The sequence below is a fragment of the Paenarthrobacter sp. NCHU4564 genome (assembly GCF_052156435.1).
GTDB lineage: Bacteria > Actinomycetota > Actinomycetes > Actinomycetales > Micrococcaceae > Arthrobacter.
The window spans coordinates 119920-144091 of sequence record NZ_JBQLIS010000007.1 but is presented as its reverse complement, the minus strand read 5'-3'; the positions used below and the strand labels follow the sequence as shown (position 1 = coordinate 144091).

Annotated in this window: 22 protein-coding genes; 4 read left to right on the top strand and 18 right to left on the bottom strand. The window is 64.4% G+C overall.

Translation table 11 applies throughout. The features are described 5' to 3' along the window. Positions 1-66: 66 nt before the first annotated feature. The 14 genes from nusB to ACSVIE_RS09730 form a co-directional block, all read right to left on the bottom strand. Positions 67-477 carry a transcription antitermination factor NusB gene (nusB, locus tag ACSVIE_RS09795; RefSeq protein ID WP_426002830.1) on the bottom strand — a complete coding sequence of 137 codons (411 nt, stop codon included), beginning with the start codon at positions 475-477 and terminating at the stop codon, positions 67-69. Continuing rightward, complete coding sequence (efp, locus tag ACSVIE_RS09790) at positions 477-1040, bottom strand: elongation factor P (RefSeq protein WP_364157627.1); 564 nt, start codon at positions 1038-1040, stop codon at positions 477-479. The genes nusB and efp overlap by 1 nt, the downstream gene beginning before the upstream one ends. A 153-nt stretch (positions 1041-1193) precedes the next feature. Continuing rightward, positions 1194-1715 (bottom strand): tetratricopeptide repeat protein, encoded by a 522-nt coding sequence (locus ACSVIE_RS09785; protein WP_442423677.1) that lies wholly within the window; start codon positions 1713-1715, stop codon positions 1194-1196. Beyond that, a complete protein-coding gene (gene aroB / locus ACSVIE_RS09780) occupies positions 1712-2803 on the bottom strand; it encodes a 3-dehydroquinate synthase (RefSeq protein WP_426002833.1) in 1092 nt (363 codons plus the stop codon). Before aroB ends, ACSVIE_RS09785 begins: the two co-directional genes overlap by 4 nt. Beyond that, a complete protein-coding gene (locus ACSVIE_RS09775) occupies positions 2800-3351 on the bottom strand; it encodes a shikimate kinase (protein WP_426007541.1) in 552 nt (183 codons plus the stop codon). The genes aroB and ACSVIE_RS09775 overlap by 4 nt, the downstream gene beginning before the upstream one ends. A 14-nt stretch (positions 3352-3365) precedes the next feature. Next, a complete protein-coding gene (gene aroC, locus ACSVIE_RS09770; RefSeq protein ID WP_426002835.1) occupies positions 3366-4565 on the bottom strand; it encodes a chorismate synthase in 1200 nt (399 codons plus the stop codon). Positions 4566-4591: 26 nt separating this feature from the next. Beyond that, the gene (locus tag ACSVIE_RS09765; protein WP_426002837.1) at positions 4592-5449 is read right to left on the bottom strand and encodes a shikimate dehydrogenase family protein; all 858 of its coding nucleotides are present in this window, start codon (positions 5447-5449) and stop codon (positions 4592-4594) included. Further along, positions 5446-7149 carry an endolytic transglycosylase MltG gene (mltG, locus tag ACSVIE_RS09760; RefSeq protein WP_442423676.1) on the bottom strand — a complete coding sequence of 568 codons (1704 nt, stop codon included), beginning with the start codon at positions 7147-7149 and terminating at the stop codon, positions 5446-5448. The genes ACSVIE_RS09765 and mltG overlap by 4 nt, the downstream gene beginning before the upstream one ends. Next, entirely contained in the window at positions 7146-7736 is a 591-nt protein-coding gene (gene ruvX / locus ACSVIE_RS09755; RefSeq protein ID WP_442423675.1) for a Holliday junction resolvase RuvX, read from the bottom strand. Before ruvX ends, mltG begins: the two co-directional genes overlap by 4 nt. 2 nt (positions 7737-7738) lie before the next feature. Further along, entirely contained in the window at positions 7739-10417 is a 2679-nt protein-coding gene (alaS, locus tag ACSVIE_RS09750) for an alanine--tRNA ligase (protein ID WP_442423674.1), read from the bottom strand. Positions 10418-10531: 114 nt separating this feature from the next. Next, complete coding sequence (locus ACSVIE_RS09745; RefSeq protein ID WP_426002842.1) at positions 10532-10762, bottom strand: DUF6167 family protein; 231 nt, start codon at positions 10760-10762, stop codon at positions 10532-10534. A 19-nt stretch (positions 10763-10781) separates the two neighbouring features. Continuing rightward, positions 10782-11156: a DUF948 domain-containing protein gene (locus ACSVIE_RS09740; RefSeq protein ID WP_442423715.1), complete on the bottom strand. Its 375-nt coding sequence runs from the start codon at positions 11154-11156 to the stop codon at positions 10782-10784. A 139-nt stretch (positions 11157-11295) separates the two neighbouring features. Then, positions 11296-11916, bottom strand: coding sequence for a 30S ribosomal protein S4 (gene rpsD / locus ACSVIE_RS09735; RefSeq protein WP_426002844.1), 621 nt, complete (start codon positions 11914-11916; stop codon positions 11296-11298). 205 nt (positions 11917-12121) lie between these two features. Continuing rightward, positions 12122-13588, bottom strand: coding sequence for a replication-associated recombination protein A (locus ACSVIE_RS09730; protein WP_442423673.1), 1467 nt, complete (start codon positions 13586-13588; stop codon positions 12122-12124). A gap of 41 nt (positions 13589-13629) precedes the next feature. Here ACSVIE_RS09730 and ACSVIE_RS09725 point away from each other — a divergent pair, with 41 nt between their 5' ends. Then, on the top strand, positions 13630-14316 hold the full coding sequence (locus tag ACSVIE_RS09725) for an acVLRF1 family peptidyl-tRNA hydrolase (protein ID WP_442423672.1): 687 nt from the start codon (positions 13630-13632) through the stop codon (positions 14314-14316). Positions 14317-14330: 14 nt separating this feature from the next. Here the strand turns inward: ACSVIE_RS09725 and ACSVIE_RS09720 are convergent, their stop codons facing one another. The 3 genes from ACSVIE_RS09720 to hisS form a co-directional block, all read right to left on the bottom strand. Continuing rightward, complete coding sequence (locus ACSVIE_RS09720) at positions 14331-15074, bottom strand: GNAT family N-acetyltransferase (protein ID WP_442423714.1); 744 nt, start codon at positions 15072-15074, stop codon at positions 14331-14333. Between the two features lie 93 nt (positions 15075-15167). After that, positions 15168-16955, bottom strand: a complete 1788-nt coding sequence (gene aspS / locus ACSVIE_RS09715) for an aspartate--tRNA ligase (protein WP_426002848.1) — start codon at positions 16953-16955, stop codon at positions 15168-15170. A 93-nt stretch (positions 16956-17048) separates the two neighbouring features. Next, complete coding sequence (gene hisS, locus ACSVIE_RS09710; protein WP_442423671.1) at positions 17049-18392, bottom strand: histidine--tRNA ligase; 1344 nt, start codon at positions 18390-18392, stop codon at positions 17049-17051. A gap of 200 nt (positions 18393-18592) precedes the next feature. Between hisS and ACSVIE_RS09705 the strand changes: the two genes are divergently transcribed. From ACSVIE_RS09705 to ACSVIE_RS09695, 3 genes are all read left to right on the top strand, one after another. Next, a complete protein-coding gene (locus ACSVIE_RS09705) occupies positions 18593-19387 on the top strand; it encodes a peptidylprolyl isomerase (RefSeq protein ID WP_426002850.1) in 795 nt (264 codons plus the stop codon). 66 nt (positions 19388-19453) lie between these two features. Further along, on the top strand, positions 19454-20917 hold the full coding sequence (locus ACSVIE_RS09700; protein WP_426002851.1) for a DUF349 domain-containing protein: 1464 nt from the start codon (positions 19454-19456) through the stop codon (positions 20915-20917). A 100-nt stretch (positions 20918-21017) separates the two neighbouring features. Further along, complete coding sequence (locus tag ACSVIE_RS09695) at positions 21018-21674, top strand: hypothetical protein (protein WP_442423670.1); 657 nt, start codon at positions 21018-21020, stop codon at positions 21672-21674. Positions 21675-21691: 17 nt separating this feature from the next. On the opposite strand, the gene ACSVIE_RS09690 is transcribed toward ACSVIE_RS09695, so the two are convergent. Next, the gene (locus ACSVIE_RS09690) at positions 21692-24085 is read right to left on the bottom strand and encodes a RelA/SpoT family protein (protein ID WP_426002854.1); all 2394 of its coding nucleotides are present in this window, start codon (positions 24083-24085) and stop codon (positions 21692-21694) included. Positions 24086-24172: the final 87 nt, after the last annotated feature.

Here is a 24172-nt window from a genome sequence, read left to right as displayed (position 1 = left end):
GAGACAGAAAATGCCCCGGGAACTTGAACACGTCAAGCTCCCGGGGGCATTTCCACGATCTGCGCGCTAGGCCAGAAGCGACGGCTTCAGCTTCTGCAACCTGCCCAACAGTCCGTTGACGAAGGCGGGTGATTCGTCAGTGGACATCGTCTTGGCCAGGGCCACAGCCTCGCTCACCGCAACACCATCCGGGACGTCGTCGTTGTACAGCAGTTCCCACGCCCCGATCCGCAGGATAATCCGGTCCACGGCCGGCATCCGTTCCAGGGTCCACCCTTGGGCGTACGTCTGCAGGAATTCATCGATGGTGGGCTGCATGGAAACTACGCCCTCAACGATTTCCACCGTGTAGGGGTTGACGACCAGGTCAGTCTTCTCACGACGGGCTGACAGGGCATCGAAAGCCGAAACCGAACGCTGTTCAGCTTCGAAAAGAACTTCAAGGGCCCTGTTACGGGCCTTACCGCGGGCACTCACTAGTCGTTGACCCGGCCCAGGTAGCTGCCGTCGCGGGTGTCGACCTTGACCTTCGTGCCCTGCTCGACAAAGAGCGGCACCTGGATTTCGTAACCGGTCTCCACGGTTGCAGGCTTGGTGCCGGCAGAAGAGCGGTCGCCCTGCAGGCCCGGCTCAGTGTAGGTGATTTCGAGGACAACGCTCGGCGGCAGTTCGATGTAGAGCGGAGTGCCCTCGTGGATCGCGATGTTGACCATCTGGTTCTCAAGCATGAAGTTGGTTGCGTCGCCAACAGTGGCACCGGAGACGTGGATCTGGTCGTAGTCCGTGGTGTCCATGAAGACGAAATCCTCGCCGTCCTGGTACAGGTACTGGTAGTCGCGGCGGTCCACCGTGGCGGTTTCGATCTTCAGGCCGGCGTTGAAGGTCTTGTCGACAACCTTGCCGGACATGACGTTGCGCATCTTGGTGCGAACGAATGCTCCGCCCTTGCCCGGCTTGACGTGCTGGAACTCAAGGACGTTCCAGAGCTGGCCTTCGAGCTTCAGTACGGTGCCGTTCTTGATGTCGTTTGTGGTTGCCACTTGTATCCTCTGGTTTCTCTCACTGGGTCCGGCTGCGGTGTGCAGCGTCCAGCCGTGTATGCCGAGCCGGCGGGCCGGCTGTCTTTATCAAAAATCCAACAACCATTCTACCGGCAAACCGGCAGTGGCCCGTCCCCGGTCCCGGAGCCGGGATCAGGAAGCCAGTTCCAGGACGTTCCGGGCACGCTGGAGAGCCACTGCCGAGGAGTAGATCAAAGCGGCATCGGCGGCCATGGCCACCCGGAGGTCGAGCGCCTTGGCGAACTCTTCCGAGGCGGCCAGGGCGTTCCCGCTGACGAAGTAGGCGCGACCCAGGTATTGGTGGACCACTGCTTCCTTGGAGCTTCCCTGCACCTCCTGCAGGAGCTGGCGGAACAACTGCACCGCCCGGTCAGTACGGTTGGTGGCCCGGTGGACCTCTGCCTCAAAAATCCTGAGCCGGAACGACTCCGGATCCTTATAGCGTGCCTCGGCCAGGAGCTCCGCGGCCTCCTTGGGCTGGTTGTCCAGGAGAAGGGCCATGATGCGGTCGGCGGGGTCCTCCGATGCCTCCAGGGCGTTCTCCATGGCGTCTTCGTTGACGATGACCGGAAGGAGGGTATCCGGGTTCATGCGCACGCCCGGGAAACCCGCAGTTGGCCAGTCGCTGATGCCTTCGGTCATGGTGGCCGTCATGATGCGATCTCCTGGTAAGCGGCGAACAGCAATGAGGTATCCGGCACATCGAGGATGCCCGGCTTGGCAATTCCGTCCAGGACGACGAAGCGCAGCAGGTCGCCCCTGGATTTCTTGTCCCTGCGCATGCCGTCAAGCAGCCCCTGCCAACGGTCATTGCGGTAGGTAGTGGGAAGTCCAAGGCTTTCAAGGATTGCCCGGTGCCGGTCGGCGTCGGCGTCCGCGAGGCGTCCAACGCTGCGTGAGAGCTCTGCCGCAAACATCATGCCCACCGAGATTGCCGCGCCATGGCGCCAGGAGTATCGCTCCACCAACTCGATCGCGTGGCCCAGCGTGTGACCGTAGTTCAGGATCTCCCTGAGCCCGGATTCCTTGAGGTCCTGGGAGACTACGTTGGCTTTGACGCTGATGGCGCGTTCGATGAGTTCCCGCACCACAGCGGAACCGGGATCCGTAACAGCGTCGGTGTTCTTCTCGATCAGGTCCAGGATGGCCGGATCGGCGATGAATCCGCACTTGATGACTTCGGCCATGCCGGAAACGAGTTCGTTCCGGGGCAGGGTCTGCAAGGTATCCAGGTCCGCGAGCACCGCTGCCGGCGGGTGGAAGGCGCCCACGAGGTTCTTGCCCTCGGCAGTGTTGATGCCTGTCTTGCCGCCCACTGACGCATCAACCATGCCCAGGAGGCTGGTGGGCATATGGATGACCTTGACTCCCCGGAGCCAGGTGGCGGCGACGAATCCGGCGAGGTCGGTCACGGCACCACCGCCAACGGCCACAATGGCGTCGGACCGGGTGAAGTCGTTCTGGCCCAGGACCTGCCAACAGAAGGCGGCGACCTGGATGTGCTTGCCTTCTTCGGCGTCGGGAATTTCCGCCGTCAGGGCCGTGAAACCGGCCGTTTCGAGCTCATCCCGGACGGTGTCGCCGGTCAACCGCAGGGCACGGGGATGGATCACCAGGACCCGGCGGACCCGCTCACCCAGCCGGGCCGGGAGGCTCTCGAGAAGACCCCGTCCCACCACGACGTCGTAGTTTTCAGCAGCGGACTGCCCGGTCACCTTGATGACAGTTGCTTCGGTGCTCACTTTTCAACTTCCTCTTTCAGGGCTGCATGCTCGCGCAGCCGCTCCTCCAGGAGGAGCCCGATTTCTGCCACAGACCCGGACCGCACGTCCAGGACAATGTCAGCCAGACGTTCGTAGATGGGTCGCCTGGCGGCGAACAAGGTCTCCCAGCGGGACATTGCGTCGCCCTGCAGCAACGGCCTGCCGGTGTTCCGGGCAATGCGTTCAGCCACGGTCCCGGCATCACATTCGAGGTAAACCACGGTGCACTCCCCCAGCAACTGCTGGGTGCCGGAGTCCAGTACGGCGCCCCCGCCCAGCGAGATCACGCTGGCCTGGGTCCTTGCTGCCTCAATGGCCTGGGCCACTGCCCTCGCTTCGATTTCCCGGAAAGCATGCTCTCCCCTGCCGGCGAAGATATCGGCGATACTGCCGTGCGCTGCCACGACCATGGCATCCGTATCAACGAATGCCAGGCCGAGTTGCTGCGACAGCTGCTGGCCAATGGCGGACTTGCCCACTGCCATCGGCCCGACAAGCACAACGGGACGGCCCGGCAGGCCGCCCATGTCTGCGCGGGCCACTACCGGCCGACCGTGTCCAAAGCAGCCGGGATGTTGTCCAGATAGGTTTGCAGGTTCCGTGCAGTTTCCTGGACGGAGTCGCCGCCAAATTTTTCGGTGATCGCTTCGGCCAGGACCAAGGCAACCATGGCTTCTGCAACAACGCCCGCTGCCGGAACGGCACAGACATCCGAACGCTGGTGGTGGGCTTTGGCAGGTTCGCCCGTGCTGACGTCGATCGTCTGCAGGGCCCGTGGCACCGTGGCGATGGGCTTCATGGCGGCACGGACGCGGAGCACCTCACCAATGCTCATGCCGCCTTCGATACCACCGGCGCGGTTGGTCCTGCGGATGATCCGGCCGTCTTCGTCCTTGACGATCTCGTCATGGGCAGCCGACCCGCGGCGTGCCGCGGTCAGGAATCCGTCGCCGACCTCCACGCCCTTGATGGCCTGGATGCCCATGAGTGCCGCGGCAAGCCGTGAGTCAAGGCGGCGGTCCCAATGGACGTAGCTGCCAAGGCCGGGAGGAAGCCCGTACGCGAGCACCTCGACGACCCCGCCCAGGGTTTCACCTTCTTTGTGGGCCGCGTCAACTTCGGCCACCATGGCATCGGATGTTTCGCGGTCAAAGCAACGCAGCGGGTCTGCATCGAGGGCGATTACATCGGCGGGACCCGGCAGCGGACGACCCTCCGGCACGGACACGCTGGCAATGGAGACGGTGTGGCTCACGAGTTCCACACCCAAGTGCCTAAGGAGCTGCGCGGCAACGGTGCCAAGGGCAACGCGGGTGGCCGTTTCACGCGCGCTTGCCCGCTCGAGAACGGGGCGCGCCTCATCAAAGCCGTATTTCTGCATGCCGGTGAAGTCAGCATGGCCGGGACGCGGCCGGGTGAGCGGGGCATTGCGGGCCTGGTCAGCCAGCAGCTCCTCGTCCACCGGATCGGCGGCCATGATCTGCTCCCACTTAGGCCATTCGGTATTGCCCACCTGGATGGCAACGGGTCCACCCTGGGTGATTCCGTGGCGCACACCCCCAAGGATGGTGACCTGGTCCTGCTCGAACTTCATGCGGGCTCCACGGCCATAGCCCAGGCGCCGGCGCGCCAGGGCGTCGCGGATCTGCCCGGTGGTGAGTTCAACACCGGCGGGCACGCCTTCAAGTATTCCAACCAGTGCCGGACCGTGGGATTCACCGGCTGTCAACCAACGCAACATATAACCAATCCTGCCATGTAAGGCTTCTAGAAGACCCGTCGGGGAAGCCCGACTGAGTCGCACATCACATCTATGACGGCGGCATCCACGTCACAGCCAGTAAAGAGGCGGATCTGTTCGGCAGCCTGGTACATCAGCATTTCAAGGCCGGGAACCACCGCCCCACCGCGTCCTGCCCAGACATCGGCAATCCGGCTTGGCCAAGGATCGTACGCAACGTCCAAGAGGACGCCACCGGTGCCGGAAACGGGGATCGACTCCAGTTCATCGGCCAGGGCATCGGCGGCACGGGGCGGGAAAGTGGAGATCACGAGGTCGGAACCGGCAATCGTCCGGGCCGCCTCCCCCAGCGGGCGAACCTGCAGGTCAATCCCGACGGCGGCAGCGGCAGCTGTGGCTTCAGCGGCGCGGGCCGTATCCCGGACGAAAACGTCAGCGCGGCGCGCACCGAGGGCGGCCGCGGCAGCCAGTGCAGCAGCCGACGTACCTCCGCCACCAAGAATCGCTGCCGCAGGAGTGGAATCAAGGCCCGCGTACCGGACGGCTTCGACGATACCGGCCACATCGGTGTTGTAACCCACCCGGCGCACAGCGCCCTGCTGCCCTTCAAAGGCCACGGTATTGATGACACCCAGTGGTTCGGCGGCGCCACGGACTTCGTCAACCTCAGCCACCATGGCGGACTTCAGGGGCATGGTGACGGACAGGCCGCACCAGCTGCCATCGGCGCGCACGGCCTCCATGAAGGCCGGCAGCGTGCCAACCGTGACATCGATCGCTGTGTACTGGATGTCCACGCCGAGCTTGGCATACGCGGCGGTGTGCATCGCAGGAGACTTCGAGTGCGAGATGGGATGCCCCAGGACCGCCGCGCGGCGGCTCACACGCACCGCCCTGCATTGGCCTGGCACCAGGCGTTGTACTGCTCCACGTAGGTGCTGTGCTCAGCCAGCGTCTTGGAGAACTTGGTCTCCTTGGTGTCCAGGTTGATGGTGACCCAGTACAGATAGTCGTTTTGCGTCGGCTTGGCTGCGGCGTCGATGGCTGTCTTGCCCGGTGAGCCAATGGGTCCGGCGGGGAGGCCGACGTTGGCGTAGGTGTTGTAGGTGTTGGACTTGTCGGCCTTCTCTTCCTCCGTGAGGTGGAAGGACTTCTTCCCCAACCCGTACGTCACCGTGGCATCGGACTGGATCAGCCCGTTGGTTTCGGTGTTGTTGGGCTTGAGCCGGTTGTAGATGGCACCGGCCACGTTGCCGTAGTCCGCCTGGCCACCCTCTGCCTGAACGATGCTGGCAATGGTGACGGTGTCGTACTGTTTTGCAGGATCAGTGATGCCTTGGGCCTTGAGTTCATCCAGGGTGGTGGTCACCAGCTTCTGGATAATGTCCTGGCCGGAGGTACCCAGGGGGAAGCGGTACTCACCGGGCGCCAGGAAGCCTTCAAGGTTCTTGGCCTTGGAGGGAACCCCGAATTGGGCCGGGTTCTGGTTGAAGCTGTTCAACTGGGCCATCGGGATGCCTGAGCCCTTGGAAATCGCATCCAGTGATTCGTTGATGCGCAGCCCTGCGCTCAGGGCGAAGTAAATGACCTTGGATGCATCCTTATTGACCAGGACGGCCACCGCATCCGAGTTCTTCATTTCCTTCTTGAAGGTGAACTCGCCGGGCGACAGTTCACCGCCCTGGCTGAGGAACTCCTTGACGAAGGAATCGGCATCGGCGACGACCTTGTTGTCCACCAGCGCCGTTGCCACAGCCTTGGGACCGGTACCTTCGGGAACCGTGATACTCACCGAACCGCTGCCCGGGCCCGGGTAATCGCTGACTTTATCCATACCCAGCAACGGTTTGAGGAATTGCGCACCCACCGCTACCGCGGCAACAAAAACACCCAGCGTGATCAGCAATGCAAGCACACGACGGCGGCGCCTCGCCTTCCGCGCGGCCGCCTTGGCGGCCTTCGATTCAGGCCCGGCCAGCAGCGGGTGGGGCCCGTCATGGAATTCCGTGTGGTCGTCCTCGTGGTGGGGATGCCCGTCATAACCAAGGTGGTCGTCATGGTGGTCATCGTGGTGCTGCACCAGGCCTGCGTGGGAATCACCGGCATCAGCGAAGGATTGGTGGTGTCCGTGGTCTGCGTGGCCATGCCCGGCAAGGACGGGGACGGCGGCAGTGGCAGGAGCGATCGGCTCATCCGGTGTTGCTGCATCTTCCCTGGCTTTTGCTGTTTCCGCAGCCTCTGCCGGTTCGGGCGTGGCGGGATTGCCTGAGTCTGCTGGAGCATGCTCCTGCTTTTGCGTCGTCGAACCGGCGTCCGGCACCACGGAGGGGGCCGCTGCGGGAACAGGCGGGACAGGCACTGACGGTGCCTGGACAGGCGCCGCGGGCACGGCCGGCACAGGACGGGGCAGCGCCGGCCCGGCGTCGGGCGCGGGAGGCGTCTCACCGGGGGTGGCCTCAGGAACGGGTACGACGTTCTGGTTCTGTGTGGCGAGGAACCGCTCGCGCGCCCGCAGCTCTTTGCGGGTCAGCGGCATACCGCCTCCAGCGGTTCCACCGGAGGGGTCGTTGTTGACCGGGCTCACAGTTGCAGTCCCCTCGTAGAAGAATCTGGTTCACTGCCAGAGGCGTCCTGCAGCGTTGGGGCACTGCTTGGCATCCCGGACGGCGCCGGTGCCTGCACGCGGCGGCCTGCGTCCGTTCCTCTGGCTTTTTGCATGTCGATCGCTTGCTGCAGTATTCCAGCAGCAGCAACCTGATCAACCACTTTACGGTGGTTCTTGCTGCTCATGCCAGCTTCGCGGAGGTTGCGGTGCGCCGAAACGGTGGAAAGCCGCTCGTCCACGAGGTTGACGGGAACGTCCACGCCCTTGGCGGCCAGCTCCGCCGCCAGGAGCCGGGCGTACTCTCCTGCCATCTGCGCGGAGGCGCGCTCTTCACCCTTCATGGTGCGTGGCAAGCCCACGAAGACCTGCACAACCCCGAGCTCCAGGACCAGTTTCGCCAAGGCGCGGACATCGGAGTTCTTTTTGGGGTTCCTGCCGAGCGTTTTCAGTGGCGTGGCAAGGATGCCGTCCGGGTCGCAGACGGCCAGGCCCACGCGGACCGTGCCAACGTCTACCCCCAGTTTAATTCCCTGGGGGTAGACGCCGCTGTTTGTTTCCGAAGCCACCGTCAGCGCTTGGCGATCGCGTCCACTACCGCTGTGAGGGCCTCGGCGACCTTCCCAGCGTCCGTACCGCCACCCTGGGCGACGTCGTCCTTCCCGCCGCCACCACCGCCGAGGATGCCGGCAGCCAGGCGGACGAGGGCGCCTGCCTTGACGCCCATACCGCGCGCAGCGTCGTTGGTGGCGATGAGGATGATCGGCCGCTCATTGCTGACACCTGCCACGGCGACTGTGGCAGCTTCCGAGCCGAGGCGGTTGCGCAGGTCCAGGGCAAGGTTGCGGAGGTCGTCTGCGCCACCCACCTGGCCGGCGTCGTGGGCTATGACGCGCACGCCTCCAGCATCGCGGGCCGTGCCCACCAGGTTCGCTGCTGCGGCGGCGAGCTGTTCCTTGCGGAGGCGGTCGAGTTCCTTCTCAGCAGCCTTGAGCTTGTTCAAGGTGCTGGAAATGCGGTCGGCCAGCTGGCCCGAGGGGACCTTCAGCATCTCGGTCAACTCGGTCACGAGCGCCCGTTCGGCGGCCAGGTGCCGGAATGCGTCGAGGCCGACAAAGGCTTCCACGCGCCGGTTGCCCGAGCCAACGGACTGCTCGCCGAGCAGCGACAGGCTGCCAATCAGCGAGGTATTGGCCACGTGGGTTCCGCCGCACAGTTCACGGGACCACGCGCCGTCGATCTCCACGACGCGCACTTCGCTGCCGTAGTTCTCGCCGAACAGTGCCATGGCGCCCAGGGCCTTCGCTTCGGCGAGTCCCATGACCTTGGTGTCTACCCGGAAGTTGTTGCGGATGGCGATGTTGGAGACTTCCTCGATCTCCGAACGGGTGGCGGAGCTCAACCCCTCACCCCAGGCGAAGTCGAAGCGCAGGTAGCCGGCCTTGTTGAAGGAGCCCCTCTGCGTTGCCTCCGGTCCGAGGATCTGGTGCAGTGCGGCGTGCACGATATGCGTGCCGGTATGCGCCTGCTCGGCAGCATGGCGCCGTTCACGGTCGACGGCGGCGCGCACCAAAGCGTCGGAAGCAATCTCGCCTTCACGGACGATCGCCTTGTGCACGCTCAGTCCCTTGAGGGGACGCTGAACGTCCAGGACCTCGACGACGAATCCGTCACCGGTGATGAGCCCGGTGTCGGCGGACTGGCCACCGGCTTCGGCGTAGAAGGGGGTTTCGTTCAGGACGATTTCGATTTCGTAACCTGTAGAGGCGTGGGCAACCCGGTGGCCGCCGCTGACGATCCCGCGGACCCGGGACTCCCCTTCGAGCTCGTCGTAGCCGGTGAACACAGTCTCCCCGTCGCCCAGCAGTTCCTGGTAGGCCGTGACGTCCGCATGGCCGCCCTTCTTGCCTTTGGCGTCTGCCTGGGCGCGCTGGCGCTGTTCCTGCATGAGGGCACGGAAACCCGCCTCGTCAACCTTCAGGCCGGCCTCTTCGGCCATCTCCAGCGTGAGGTCGATGGGGAAGCCGTAGGTGTCGTGAAGAGTGAAGGCATCCGCGCCGGACAGCGGAACACCGGCTGCCTTGGATTCCGCCACAGCGTCCTCCAGGCGGGCAGTGCCGGAGGCGATGGTCCGGAGGAATGCCTTCTCTTCGGCATAGGCGATCCGGCTGATCCGGGCGAAGTCTGTCTCCACCACCGGGTAGACACCCTTCATGGCGTCACGGGACACGGGCAGCAGATCAGGCAGGCAGGCCTTTTCCACGCCAAGCAGCCGCATCGCTCTGACAGCGCGGCGGATCAGGCGGCGAAGGACGTAACCCCGGCCTTCGTTGGAGGGGGCCACGCCGTCGGCAATCAGCATGAGTGCGGACCGGATGTGGTCGGCCACCACGCGCATCCGCACGTCGTCCGTGTGGTGGGGGTCGTCGTCGGACTCCGCGGACGTGTATTCCTTGCCGGACAGCTCCGCGGCTCTGTCGATCACTGGACGGACCTGGTCGGTCTCGTACATGTTTTCCACACCCTGGAGGATCATCGCCAGGCGCTCCATGCCGAGGCCGGTGTCGATGTTCTTGTTGGGCAGCTCACCCACGATGTCGAAGTCCACCTTGGACCGGACGTTCTCGATCTGGTACTGCATGAACACAAGGTTCCAGATCTCGATGTAGCGGGTTTCGTCGGCAAGGGGACCGCCCTCGATACCGTACGCCGGACCGCGGTCATAGTAGATCTCCGAGCAAGGCCCGGCCGGACCCGGCTGGCCGGTGTGCCAGTAGTTGTCCGACTTGCCCATGCGCTGGATGCGCTCTTCGGGGATGCCGGTGTTCTTGAGCCAGAGTTCCTTGGCTTCGTCGTCTTCCTCATAGACCGTCACCCAGAGGCGTTCGGCTGGAAGTCCGTAACCGCCGTCGTCCACGCTGCGGGTCAGCAGTTCGAAGGCGAACTTGATGGCATCTTCCTTGAAGTAGTCCCCAAAGGAGAAGTTGCCGCACATCTGGAAGAAGGTGCCGTGCCGGGCGGTCTTGCCGACTTCCTCGATATCCCCTGTGCGGATGCACTTCTGGACGCTCGTGGCGCGGCTGTACGGCGGCTCTTCGCGCGCGGTCAGGTACGGAATGAACGGCACCATGCCGGCCACAGTGAAAAGGAGCGACGGGTCGCTGGAAACGAGCGACGCGGAGGGGACGGCGGTGTGGCCCTTGCTGACAAAAAAGTCCACCCAGCGCTTGGTGATCTCCTGCGACTTCATTAGCTGATTACTTACCCTTCCAATTCACTGCACACGGTGTGCACGGAACCTGCTGATGCCGTTCCGCAGCTTTCTATTCTGCCCTGTCACGGGCACGGGGGCGAACCTGGTCCGCTATTTCCGACCGGCATCGGGGGCCTCGACGCCCAGCGCGGAGCGCAGGTCGGCCTCGCGCTCGTGCATCCCGGCACGGACGGCATCGGCAAAATCGAAGAGGCCGTCAGCGAGGCGCCCTACAGCACGGTTCAGGCCGTCAGGTCCGATGTTCGCCTGCGCCTCGGTGAATTTGCGGAACGCGATGACCCCGATGGCCACGCCGATTCCCATCCATACAATTCTCTTCATAACGGGCTTCTCCAGTAAGTCAGCGGCTGCGGCGGCCGGATGAGGGGGCGCGGTGGCCTGCGAAGGCCGAACGTACGCCATAGCTGAAGGCCGCCACCTTGATCAGCGGAGATCCCACCGTCGCGGCCACCAGGGAAGACAAAGCCGAAATGTTGGCCGACGCGTCTGAGACGTTGGACGCGATGCCGTCCACCTTCTTCAATTGCTGGTTGGTGGTGGAGACCGTTGCCGTGACCTCGTCCATGAGGGGCGTGGCGCCGTCGCTGAGGGACTTGATGGTGGTCCGCACTTCATCGAACACCCCGCCAAGCTTCAGGATCGGCACGGCCAGCAGCAGGACCAGGAGTGCGAACACTCCTGCTGCGATCAGGCCTGCGATGTCGCCACCGGACATAAGACTCATCTCCTAGGGTTGATTCGGCGCCTTGCACGCACTGCTTTTCCGGCAGCGGCCAAGGCCTCCCCAAGTACCTTATCGGGAAACAAAGAAGCCCGTGGCAGGTGCCACGGGCTTCTTGTAACGCTGCTGAGATTTAGCGTGCGTAGAATTCGACGACGAGCTGCTCTTCGCAGATCACGGGGACCTCGGAGCGCTTCGGGCGGCGAACCAGCTTTGCCTGCAGGGCGTCGATCTTGACGTCCAGGTACGGCGGGGTGGTGGCGAGGACGTGTGCACCGGCAGCTGCTGCCTGGAACGGTGCCATGACCTCGGAACGGCTGTGGACGTGGATGAGCTGGCCTTCGCCGACGCGGAAGGACGGGCGGTCCACGCGGACACCGTCAACCAGGATGTGGCGGTGCACAACCAGCTGGCGGGCCTGGGCGATGGTGCGGGCAAAGCCTGCACGGAGAACCAGGGCGTCCAGACGCATTTCGAGCAGTTCAACCAGGTTTTCACCGGTCAGGCCCTTGGTGCGGCGTGCTTCTTCGAAGGCACGGGTCATCTGGGCTTCGCGGATGCCGTACTGGGCGCGCAGACGCTGCTTTTCGCGCAGACGAACGGCGTAGTCGGAGTCCTGCTTCTTGCGGGCACGGCCATGCTCACCGGGGCCGTACGGGCGGCGCTCCATGTACTTGGCGGCCTTGGGAGTCAGAGCAATGCCGAGTGCACGCGAAAGGCGTGCGGTACGGCGAGCACGAGTGTTGTTAGCCACTTGTGTCCTTCCAAATTACTGCGGTGTGTCAGTTTTACTGGCCTCCATCAGGGAGAGCATCGGCCAACCGCTGCCACTTGCTACTGGCCCGGCGCATGGCCCATGAAGGAAAACCTTTAAGGGAGGGTGCGTCGGGTCATGCCAGACAAGGAACCATCTTAGCACGGGACCATGCCGCACCGGCGTGCTGGAGCAAGCCGGTACCCTACTGCCCCCGCACAATCCTGCGGAGGCGTTCCAACCGGGGGGCGATGTCACGCTCCGCGCCGTTGCCCGTGGGCAGGTAGTAGTCCTTGCCGACCAGGTCATCCGGCGGGTACTGCTGCGTGGCCACACCGTGCGGCTCGTCGTGGGCGTATTTGTAGCTCTTTCCGTGGCCCAACTGCTTGGCCCCCGGATAGTGGGAGTCACGCAAATGCATCGGAATGCTCCCGCCGTACCCTGCCCGCACGTCGGCGATGGCGCTGTTGATGCCCATGTAGGCCGCGTTCGACTTGGGGGCTGTAGCCAGATGGACCACAGCCTCGGCCAGGATGATCCGCCCTTCCGGCATGCCGATCAACTGCACTGCCTGTGCTGCCGCCACGGCTGTCTGCAAGGCCGTAGGGTCGGCCATTCCGATGTCTTCGGCTGCCGAGATGACAATCCGCCGGGCCACGAACCGCGGGTCCTCCCCCGCCTCCAGCATCCGCGCCAGGTAATGCAGGGACGCGTCCACGTCCGAGCCCCTGATGGATTTGATGAAGGCGCTGGCCACGTCGTAATGCTGGTCGCCGGCGCGGTCGTACCGGACCGCGGCAGCGTCAAGGGCCCTTTCGGTGTGCCGCAGTTCCACCAGTACCGGAGCGTCCGGTGCGCCGTCGTCCGCAAGGCCGGGCTCGCCGTCGTCGGTAACGTTGCCTTCGGTTTCGACGGCGGTGCTGTCGCCGAAAGCGACACCCGCGGCCGCTTCCAGTGCCGTCAGCGCCCGGCGGGCATCGCCGCCGGAGAGCCGCACCAGGTGGTCCAAGGCCTCCGGGGCGAGTTCCACCCTCCCGGCGAGCCCCCGGGTATCGGCAACGGCACGCTGCAGCAGACCGGCGATGTCGTCGTCTGTCAGCGGCTTCAGCGTCAAGAGCAAGGACCGCGACAGCAAGGGCGAAACCACCGAAAAGGAGGGGTTTTCCGTGGTCGCTGCAACAAGGACGACCCAACGGTTCTCCACCCCGGGCAACAAAGCATCCTGCTGTGCTTTGTTGAACCGGTGGATCTCGTCGAGGAACAGCACGGTGGTCTTCTTGTAGAGGTCCCTCGCGGTCAGGGCCTCGTCCATCACGCGGCGGACGTCCTTCACGCCGGCAGTAATGGCGGACAACTCAACGAACTTCCGCCCCGGCCCGCGGGCAATCACGTGCGCGAGCGTCGTCTTGCCGGTCCCCGGAGGGCCCCACAGAATGACCGAACTCGGCCCGGCAGGCCCCGCGGCCTCGACCCCCGCAGCCAGTTGGCGCAACGGAGACCCGTAACCGAGCAGATGCTGCTGGCCCACCACGTCGTCGAGGGTGCGCGGACGCATGCGTACTGCCAAGGGACTGCGCTGGGACGCCAGCCACGCAGCGTCCGCACCGGCATCCGGAGCATTTACCTCCTCCGACTCGTCGTCGACTGCCCCGGCACCAAAGAGATCTTCCACATGGATAGGCTACTCATAGATTCAACAAAGGAGGCATTGCCGTGGACCGCCCCACCACCAATCCGCAGCGGAGGGCCGCCAAACCGGGCAGCCGCAACGCCCTGGTGGCGGCCTCCCGCCTGCATGGCTGGGTGGAACGCTTTGCGACAAGTCACGGGGGGCTGTCCGAAGAGCAGTGGACAGGGGACGGCGCGCTGCTTCTCTGCGCCAACGACGGCGCGACTGCCGCGCTGCGGGCACCATGGCCCGAGGATGGCAGGCCCGGCCGCGGCAAGACCAGCCTTGACCGCCTGGCCTCCGCGGCCAGGCAGGAGCGTGGGCTGGGGATCCTCCTGGTCCGCCGCGGCGGGTATGCAGTGGCAGCAGCCACAGGATCGACGGTGCTGGAATCCAAGAGCGGCAACCGCTACGTCCAGTCCCGGTCCGCGGCGGGAGGCCAATCCCAGCAACGTTTCGCCAGGAGGCGCACACACCAGGCCGATGCCCTGGTGGACACTGCGGCCGAACATGCTGCCAGGATCTTCGCGGCCCACACCGTCGAATACATCGTGCCAGGCGGTGACCGTGCCTTGGTGGAGCAGGTTTTGGACCATCCGGCGATGCGTTCCATGGCCAGGCGGCCCCGGCTTGCGTTGCTTGACGTTCAGGAGCCCAAAACTGCCGTCCTGGCCAAGGCCGCCGCCGACGCCTGCGCTGTCCGCATCACCGTCACCGACGCACCTGCGTAGCGGCTACGTAACCACTAACAACCCGACAACGCCCTTTGCAGCGGTGCCTGACGGTAGACGTAGCTGCCGGAATCGGTGAAACCGGCCCTCCGGTACAGCCCCTGCGCGCCGTGGTTTGCGGCCGTGACAAGCAGCCAGAAGCCCTGAAGGTCCAAGCGACGGCCTTCAGTGAGCAAGGCCGCCAACACCCGGGAAGCATATCCCTGCCTCCGGTGCGCGGCCGACGTCGCCATGCTGTAGATGCCACCCCAGCCAGCTGCCAGGGCAAGACGCCCGACGGCGGCCGGTTGCCCGTCGTCGTCCCTCACCAGCGCGTACACGGACGGACAGCCGGAAAGGATCGCCCGTGCGGTTTCAAGCTCACGGTCGCCGCCGCGGCCGTCGATTGACCACCACAGGTGAAGCCACTCCTTGGACGGTTCCGGTGCCAGTTCCACTGGCGTGACCGGTGGCGCCCCTTGCAGGTCCCGGGTCCCCCGGACCATGATCAGGGTCTCGGACTGGCGCGTGAACCGCGCGCGGTCCAGCACGGCGTTCAAGTCCGCGCTCCGGGCGTCGTCGAACACTTGGAAGATCAGGGGCAACCGCCGGCGCCGGTACCACTCAGAGGCTGCCCTGACGGCCGCGGAAACATCCCCATCAGCTCCGGAAGGATCCCTGGGCCACACCGAATTTGCCCGTTGGGTGACACCATGGGAAGCCCGCAGGACCCAGGTTCCCGTGTCCTCCCGGTCACATGCAGGCCAGGCCCGGTCCATCAGGCCCTCCAACAACTGCCGGTCCACCCGGACCCCTCCTTTCCCAAAGACCGAAGGCCCTCCGCTTGACGCGGAGGGCCTTCGGTAACGCACTTACTCGGACTCTGGCTTGACGGCCGGCTTGGCTTCCGGCTTGAAGTCGACACCGGCTTCCTTGCGCTGCTGCGGAGTAATGGGAGCCGGCGCAGCCGTCAGCGGATCGAAACCACCGCCGGACTTCGGGAAGGCGATGACATCCCGGATGGAGTCCACGCCCGCAAGCAACGAGACCACGCGGTCCCAGCCAAGCGCGATGCCGCCATGTGGAGGTGCGCCGTACTTGAAGCCTTCAAGCAGGAAGCCGAACTTGGTCCGGGCATCTTCCTTGTCCAGGCCCATGAGCTGGAAGACACGCTCCTGCACGTCACGCTGGTGGATACGGATTGAACCACCACCGATTTCATTGCCGTTGCACACGATGTCATAGGCATAGGACAACGCAGACTCCGGATCCTGGTCGAACGTGTCCAGGAATTCAGGCTTGGGCGAGGTGAAGGCGTGGTGCACGGCAGTCCACTGGCCCGAACCAACCGCTACATCGCCGGACGCCACGGCAGCGGCGGCGGGCTCGAACATTGGAGCGTCGACAATCCAAACGAAAGCCCAGTCCTTGGGATCGATCAGGCCAGTGCGGTGACCGATCTCTACACGGGCAGCACCCAGCAGCGAACGGGAGGCGTTCTTCTCGCCGGCGGCGAAGAAGATGCAGTCACCGGGCTTGGCACCGACAGCGTCGGCCAGTCCGGCACGTTCCTGTTCCGTGAGGTTCTTGGCGACAGGGCCTGCAAGTTCGCCGTCCTCCTTGTACAGGACGTACGCCAGCCCCTTGGCGCCACGCTGCTTGGCCCATTCCTGCCAGGCGTCAAGGGCGCGGCGGGCCTGGGAAGCACCGCCGGGCATGACAACCGCGCCAACGTAGGGGGCCTTGAAAACGCCGAAGTTGGTGTCCTTGAAGAACTCCGTCAGTTCCGTCAGCTCCAGGCCGAACCGCAGGTCCGGCTTGTCCGAACCGTACTTGGCCATGGCGTCCAAGTAGGTCATGCGGCGGATCGGCGTCGGAACCTCGACGTCAATCAGCTGCCACAGAGCCTTGACGATCGCTTCACCCAGTTCAATGATGTCGTCCTGGTCCACGAAGCTGGCTTCAATATCCAACTGAGTGAACTCGGGCTGGCGGTCTGCGCGGAAGTCTTCATCGCGGTAACAGCGGGCAATCTGGTAGTACTTCTCGAAGCCGCCGACCTGGAGAAGCTGCTTGAAGAGCTGCGGCGACTGCGGCAGCGCGTACCAGGAACCGGGGGCCAGGCGTGCCGGGACCAGGAAGTCACGGGCGCCTTCCGGTGTGGACCGCGTCAGCGTGGGTGTTTCGATCTCGACGTAGCCACGCTGGTGCAGCAGGTCGCGGGCCACGCGGTTGGCCTCGGAGCGAAGGCGGATGTTACGGGCCGGGCCCGGGCGTCGCAGGTCAAGGTAACGGTGCTTGAGGCGCGCTTCCTCCCCCACCTCCACGTGCTCGTCGATCTGGAACGGCAGCGGATCGGACGTGTTGAGAATGACCACCTTGTCCGCGATGACCTCGATGTCGCCCGTGGCCAGCGCAGGATTCTCATTGCCTTCGGGGCGCTTGTTGACAGTTCCCGTTACCTGCAGGACGTATTCGTTCCGCAGGCCGTGGAAGACCTCTTCCTCACGGACGACCACCTGTGCGACACCGGACGCGTCACGCAGGTCGACGAATGCCACGCCACCGTGATCACGGCGGCGGCCCACCCAGCCGGCCAGGGTAACGGTCTGTCCAATGTGCTCGGAGCGAAGTGATCCGAGGTCATGTGTGCGCAGCACAGCATTCCTTTCAGCATGAATTTTCGAGGGATCTCTGCAAAGACGATCCCGTCCGAGTTTACCCGCCCCGGCCGCGGCTCCCATGACGGGAGGTCAGGCAGTGACGACCCGCACGTGGAGGTCTTCTTCTGCCGGAGTCCAGGTTTCCGGATCAGCATCCACCTGGACGCCCGACCTGATGTCCTTGACCTGGTGCTTGCCGTCCTCGTCCGTGAACCAGACAAACGGAATTCCGCGGCGGTCCGCGAACTTGATCTGCTTGCCGAATTTCTCGGCTTTGGCGGCGACTTCCGTGGCAATTCCGCGACCGCGCAGCCGGGCCGCTATGTCCTGGGCTGCCGACCAGCTGTCGTCATGGTTCAGGGCCACGAGGACAGCCGTGGGAACGGAGCGTGTTGCCGTGGCGAGTTCCTGGCTGAGGATGCGGGAAACGAGGCGGGTGACGCCGATGGAAAGTCCCACGCCCGGGAACTTCCGGTTGCCCTTGCTGGCCAGTGCGTCGTAACGGCCGCCCGAGCAAATGGATCCAAGCTGCTCATGGCCAACAAGCACTGTTTCCACGACGGTCCCGGTGTAGTAATCCAGCCCCCGGGCGATGCTGAGGTCGGCGATGACCTTGCCCGGAGCCCGCTGGACTGCGGCCTCGATGACCTGCCGCAGCTCATCAAGCCCCTCCTCCAGATGCTCATGGGTGACGCCCAGCTCCCGGACCTTTTCCACGAACGATGTGTCCTCGGTCCGGATCGTAGCCAGCCGCAGCGCCAGGTCCGCCTGAGCATCGCTTGCTCCGAGTTCGCTCTTCAAGAGCCCGGCGACCTTTTCAGGTCCGATCTTCTCGAGCTTGTCGATGCTGCGAAGGACGCCCGCCGTGTCATCCAGCCCGATACCGCGGTAGAAGCCCTCGGCGAGCTTGCGGTTGTTGACCCTCAGCCGGAAGTCAGGAATGGGAAGGGCACTGAGGGCCTCGGCGATCACCAGCGCGATTTCCACGTCATAGCGGAACGGCAATTCACCGTCGCCCACCACGTCGATGTCAGCCTGGGTGAATTCCCGGGCGCGTCCCTCCTGCGGGCGTTCACCGCGCCACACCTTCTGGATCTGGTAGCGCCTGAAGGGGAAGGAAAGATACCCGGCGTTCTCGACGACGTAACGGGCAAACGGCACAGTGAGGTCAAAGTGCAGGGCAAGGGCGTTCGGATCCGACTTGCCGGAAGCTGCGTCGTCGTCATCTTCCTGGAGCCTGCTCAGGCCATAGACTTCCTTGTCGATTTCACCCTTGCGGAGGAGCTGCCCGACGGTCTCCACGGCGCGCGTCTCAATGGAAGAGAACCCGTGGAGCTCGAAGGTCTTCCGCAGGGTGTCCAGGACATGGAGCTCCACCAACCGTTCCTGGGGAAGCCACTCGGGGAATCCGGACAGGGAGGCGGTACGTGCCATGGTGGATGAACTCCTTGAAGAAAGCAGACCGGAAACGGCACCAGACTCAAACCGGCCATTCGGCGTTTGGGGAGCGGGCGTCCAACAGGTCATGCATAAACTATGTGCGGCAGCCAGTTTATGCTTTCCGCGCGTGCACATCTAATACAGCACGCCGGTCCTGCAGGCAGCCGTGGACGTGGACACTTTCAGGAGGACTCTTGGCAACAAGGTCGCGGGATGACCGCGAAGCAAGACGGCGTATCCGGCAGATGGAAGCCAAGCGGGCACTCCGGCAGGAGCAAGGCAAGCGCCGGAAGCGCGACAACGTCCTTGCAGCCAGTGCAGCCGGCGTGGCAGTGGTTCTCGCGGTGGTGCTGCAACTGACCGTTTTCAGTTCCAACCCCACGGAGGCTGAGTTTGCCGCCGCCGAAGCCGGCCTGAACACCACATCCGCGTCCCCTTCAGCGTCCAACAGCGCCGGAATTCCCGGGCCGGAAACAGCAGCCGGCAAGACCTTCACGGGAGAACTCTCCCTGAACGGTGGCGCAGTGGGAGTAGAGCTGAACGGCACCGCAGCTCCCCAGGCCGCCGCAGTCTTCAAGTCATTGGCAGACAGCAACTACTACAGCGGGGCGTTGTGCCACCGGCTGACCACGGCAGAGACCTTTGGGCTTCTGCAATGCGGGGCAAAAGATGCCAGCGGCGCCGACGACCCCGGCTATCGTTGGGGCCCCCTCGAGAACACCCCTGCAGACAATCTCTACCCCGCGGGGACCATTGCCGTAGCCCGCACCGGCAACGACGCATACGGTAACGGGCACCAGTTCTTTATTGTCTACAAAGACACCACGATCCCGGCTGACAACGCCGGCGGCTATACCGTGGTCGGCAAGGTCACCAGCGGCCTTGACGTGGTCACAGCGATTGCTGCCGCAGGGCTCACGCCGGGCGAAAACACCACGGACGGCGCCCCTGTGGCACCTGTCACGATAGACTCGTTTTCTCTGAAGTAACCAGCTCAGGGCCCCGGCCCGGGGCGTATTACCTTAGCAGTCCCTCCAAGCGAAAGACTTTTAGCGGTGACAGACAGTCAGAAATCCGACGAATCAGCAGTAGTGGCCAACGAGGAAGCTGCCTCGGCAAACGGCAGCGCCGGCACCGAGGCAGCAACCGCTGCCGGGTCCGGCAAGCCCTCCGCGCCCCGCCCGGCTCCTTCCCCCGCAGCTTTCGCTGCCCGTCCCAAAACTCCTGCCGCCGTCGTGCCGGCAGCGCCGGCAGTGTCTGCTTCCTCACTCGCGGAAGCCGCAAAGTGGGGCCGCGCCGAGGGCGATGGACACGTTTTCCTCACCTTGGACGGGGAAGAGATTGCCGTGGGCCAATACCCCGGCGTAACGCCTGACGAGGCCCTGGGCTACTTCGCGCGCAAGTTCGACGACGTCATCGCCCAGGTTGTCTTGTTGGAGCACCGCGTGGAATCCAAGGCGCCTGCCACCGACATGCAGAAGACCGTCAACCACCTGCGCGAGCAACTGGCAGAGCGGAACATGGTGGGAGACATCCGTTCCGCCGAAGCCCGGCTGGACACCCTCTCCGGGCAGATCGTTGAACTCGAGAAGTCGGAGAAGGCCGCCCATGACGCGATCCGGGCGAACGAGCTTGCAGCCCGGGAAGCAATCGTGGCTGAAGCCGAGTCCATCGCCGGCCAGGATCCTGCCCAGATCCAGTGGAAGACTTCCAGCGCCCGGATGAACGAGCTCTTCGAGAGCTGGAAAGCCGCGCAGAAGAGCGGCGTCCGTTTGGGTCGCAGCAACGAGGATGCCCTCTGGAAGCGGTTCCGTTCCGCGCGTACGGTCTTTGATCGCCACCGCCGCGCCTACTTCTCCCAGCTGGACAGCAACAACTCCGCTGCGAAGGCCGCCAAGGAAGCCCTGATCGCCGAAGCCGAGGCCCTGTCCTCGTCCACGGAGTGGGGCTACGCAGCCGGAGAATACCGCCGGCTCATGGACCAGTGGAAGGCCACCCCGCGCGCCAGCCGCAAGGACGACGACGCGCTGTGGGCACGCTTCCGCGCCGCCCAGGATGTCTTCTTCACCAACCGCCAGGCCGCCAACGAGCAAATTGACCAGGAGTACGCTGCGAACCTGACGGTGAAGGAGCAATTGGTCGCCGAGGCACAGGCGCTCCTGCCTGTCACGGATCTCAACGCCGCCAAGAAGGCCCTGCAGTCCATCCGCGACCGCTGGGAGGACGCAGGCAAGGTTCCCCGCGCCGACATGGGCCGCATCGAAGCCGGCCTCCGCAAGGTCGAGGATGCTGTCCGCGAGGCCGAAGACGATCAGTGGCGCCGCAGCAACCCGGAAACCAAGGCCCGGACCAACAGCGCCTTGTCCCAGCTTGAGTCTGCCATCGCGGGACTCAAGGACGATCTCGCCAAGGCTGAGAAGGCCGGCGACCAGCGACGCATCAAGGCAGCACGCGAGGCACTGGAGGCACGCGAGGCTTGGCTGGACCAGATCCAGCGCTCAGCCAGCGACCTCGCCTGATCCCCGCCGATCCAGCAACACCCGCAGGCCCCGTAACGGTTTTCCACATAGCCGCTGCGGGGCCTGTACCCGTTCTGCGCGCTCAGGGAATGATCATTGAATGGCTCTTCCCCGCATCTCCCCGTCTCCTCCGGCGTACCCCGCTTCGGCCACGGTGCAAATCCTGCAGGAACCGACTCTTCAGGAGCTCTATTCGCCCGGCCGCATCTTTACGTGGCATGAGCTCCAGGGCATGTCGGTGGACGGTGTCCTCCGGCCGGTCTACGGCAAAAGCTATGCCGCCCCCGGCGTTGACGTAACAGCCCGGCTGCGCGCCCGCGCAGCGTCGCTGACTGTCCCCGGGAAAATACGTACCAAGGTGGTCGCCGGGAGACTCACGGCCGCATGGATCTATGGCTGCGCGAGCCCCCCAAAGGACCTGTCGCTGCTTGTCGATGCCAAACACCGCATCTCCAGCCTCCGGGGCGCCAAGGGATGCAATCTCCATGAAGTCCGGCTGGGTCAGATGGACGTCGTCAGCATCGGGGGGATGCTGGTCAGCAGCCCGTTGAGGACAGCTGCGGACATAGCCCTGCACGTGGACCAGCGGGAGGCGATTCCGGCCTTGAGGGGCCTGCTGCAGGACCCGGAGCTTGGGGTCCGGCTGAGGCTGCTCCTCCTTGCCGTCGAGTCCGCGCCACGGGTTCCGCACAAAAAGCGCGCCCTGGCTACCCTTGGCAGGCTTGCCTCCTCCGGGGCGGGCCGGCCGTCCCCCTAGTTGCTGGTTGCGAGTTGCTAGTTGCGCCGCCGGTTGCCTGTAGTGCGGTACACGTCAAAGACACCATCGATCCGGCGAACCGCGTTCAGGACATGGTGCAGATACTTGGGGTCGCCCATCTCAAACGCGAACTTCGAGATAGCCACGCGGTCGCTGGACGTGTGCACCGAGGCGGCGAGAATGTTCACGTGGTTGTCGGACAAAACGCGGGTAACGTCGGAGAGCAGTGACTTGCGGTCCAGTGCCTCGACCTGGATTTCCACCAGGAACACACTGGATTGCGTAGGAGCCCACTCAACCTCCACGATCCTGTCAGGCTGGTCGCGAAGCCCGGAAACGTTGGTGCAGTCAGTCCGGTGGATCGACACACCGGAGCCCCGGGTGACGAAGCCAAGGATCGGATCCGGTGGCACGGGCGTACAGCATCGGGCGAGCTTGACCCACACATCACCTACACCGCGCACAATGACACCGGAGTCGGAGAACTTGGTCTTGGCCACCTGGGTAGGAATGCTGACCTCATCGAGGTCCTCATCAGGCGTCTCATGGCCGCTCAATTGCTCCATGAGCTTTTCCATGACCGACTGGGCCGAGGTATGGCCATCGCCCACGCCGGCATACAGTCCGGAGATGTCGACGTAGTGGAAGTCCTCGGCCACTGTCGACAAGGCGTCGTGGGTCATGAGCCGCTGAAGGGGCAGGTTCTGCTTCCGCATGGCGCGGGTCAGCATGTCCTTGCCGCGGTCGATCGCTTCCTCGCGGCGTTCCTTGGAGAACCACTGGCGGATCTTGTTCCTGGCCCGGGCGGACTTAACGAAATGCTGCCAGTCCTGGCTGGGACCTGCACCTTCGGCCTTGGACGTGAAAATCTCCACCCAGTCGCCGTGATTCAGCTCGCTGTTGAGCGGGACGAGCTTGCCGTTGACGCGGGCGCCAATGGTCCGGTGCCCCACTTCCGTGTGCACGGCATAGGCAAAGTCCACCGGGGTGGAACCCGCCGGGAGGGCCATGACCTCCCCCTTGGGCGTGAAGACGAAGACTTCCCGGGCGTTGATCTCGTAGCGGAGGGAATCGAGGAACTCGCCGGGATCGGAGGTCTCCTGCTGCCAGTCCACCAGCGACCGCAGCCAGCCCATGTCGCCGTCGCGGGGACTGCCCGGACCCACGGCCGTACGGTTGGGCTGGTCCTTGTACTTCCAGTGCGCAGCCACGCCGTACTCGGCACGGCGATGCATCTCGTGGGTGCGGATCTGGATTTCCACCGGTTTACCGCCAGGGCCAATCACTGTCGTGTGCAGCGATTGGTACATGTTGAACTTGGGCATGGCGATGTAATCCTTGAACCGCCCTGGCAGGGGGTTCCATCGCGAATGGAGGGTACCGAGCGCCGCGTAACAGTCCCTGACCGAATCGACCAGGACGCGGACACCCATGAGGTCGTTGATGTCGTCGAAGTCTTTGTCCCGGACGATCATCTTCTGGTAGATGGAGTAGTAGTGCTTGGGCCGGCCCGTAATGGTGGCCTTGATCCGCGCGGTCCGGAGGTCGTCCGCGATCTGGTTGCGGATGACGCTGAGGCTCTTCTCGCGCTCCGGGGTGCGGTCCCCCACCATCCGCACGATTTCCTCGTAGACCTTGGGATAGAGCGCAGCGAAGGACAGGTCTTCCAGTTCCCACTTGATGGTGTTCATGCCCAGCCTGTGCGCGAGGGGTGCGAAAATCTCCAGCGTCTCCCGCGCTTTCCGCGAGGACGACTCTGCCGAGACAAAACGCCAGGTCCGGGCGTTGTGGAGCCGGTCCGCGAGCTTGATCATGAGGACCCGGATGTCCTTGGCCATGGCCACGACCATCTTGCGCACGGTCTCGGACTGGGCGGCCTCGCCGAAGCTCACCTTGTCCAGCTTGGTGACACCGTCCACCAGCATGGCCACTTCGGGGCCGAAATCCCGGGTGAGGTCAGCCAAGGTGTACGGCGTATCCTCCACCGTGTCATGGAGCAAAGCGGCAGCCAGCGTGGTGCCGGTCATGCCGAGTTCGGCAAGAATCGTGGCAACCGCTACCGGATGGGTGATGTATGGGTCACCGCTCTTGCGCTTCTGTCCCTGGTGGCTGCGCTCGGCGACGGTAAACGCCCGCTGGATGAGGTCGAAGTCCTCTTTGGGATTATTGGCTCGGACGGTGCGCAGCAAGGGTTCAAGAATGGGCGAGTACGGTGCGACACCGCGTCCCGTCAGGCGGGCCAGGCGGGACCTGGTCCGCTCGCGCCGCCCCGGGAAGGTGGGCCGCGAGCCCGCAGCGTCCACGGGGACAGCACCAAGAGCCCGCCCGGCAACGCTGGTTGCCGGAACCGTCACGCTGCCGTGACCGTCTTCCCCGCCCGCCGGTGGTGCCGACGTCGCACGTTCTTCCACAGAAGTACCCCTCACGACCGATTTAATTATCCCAGTCTATTCCTGTCACCGAATGCTTCTCCAACCGGGGAGCACACCAGCGGCAAC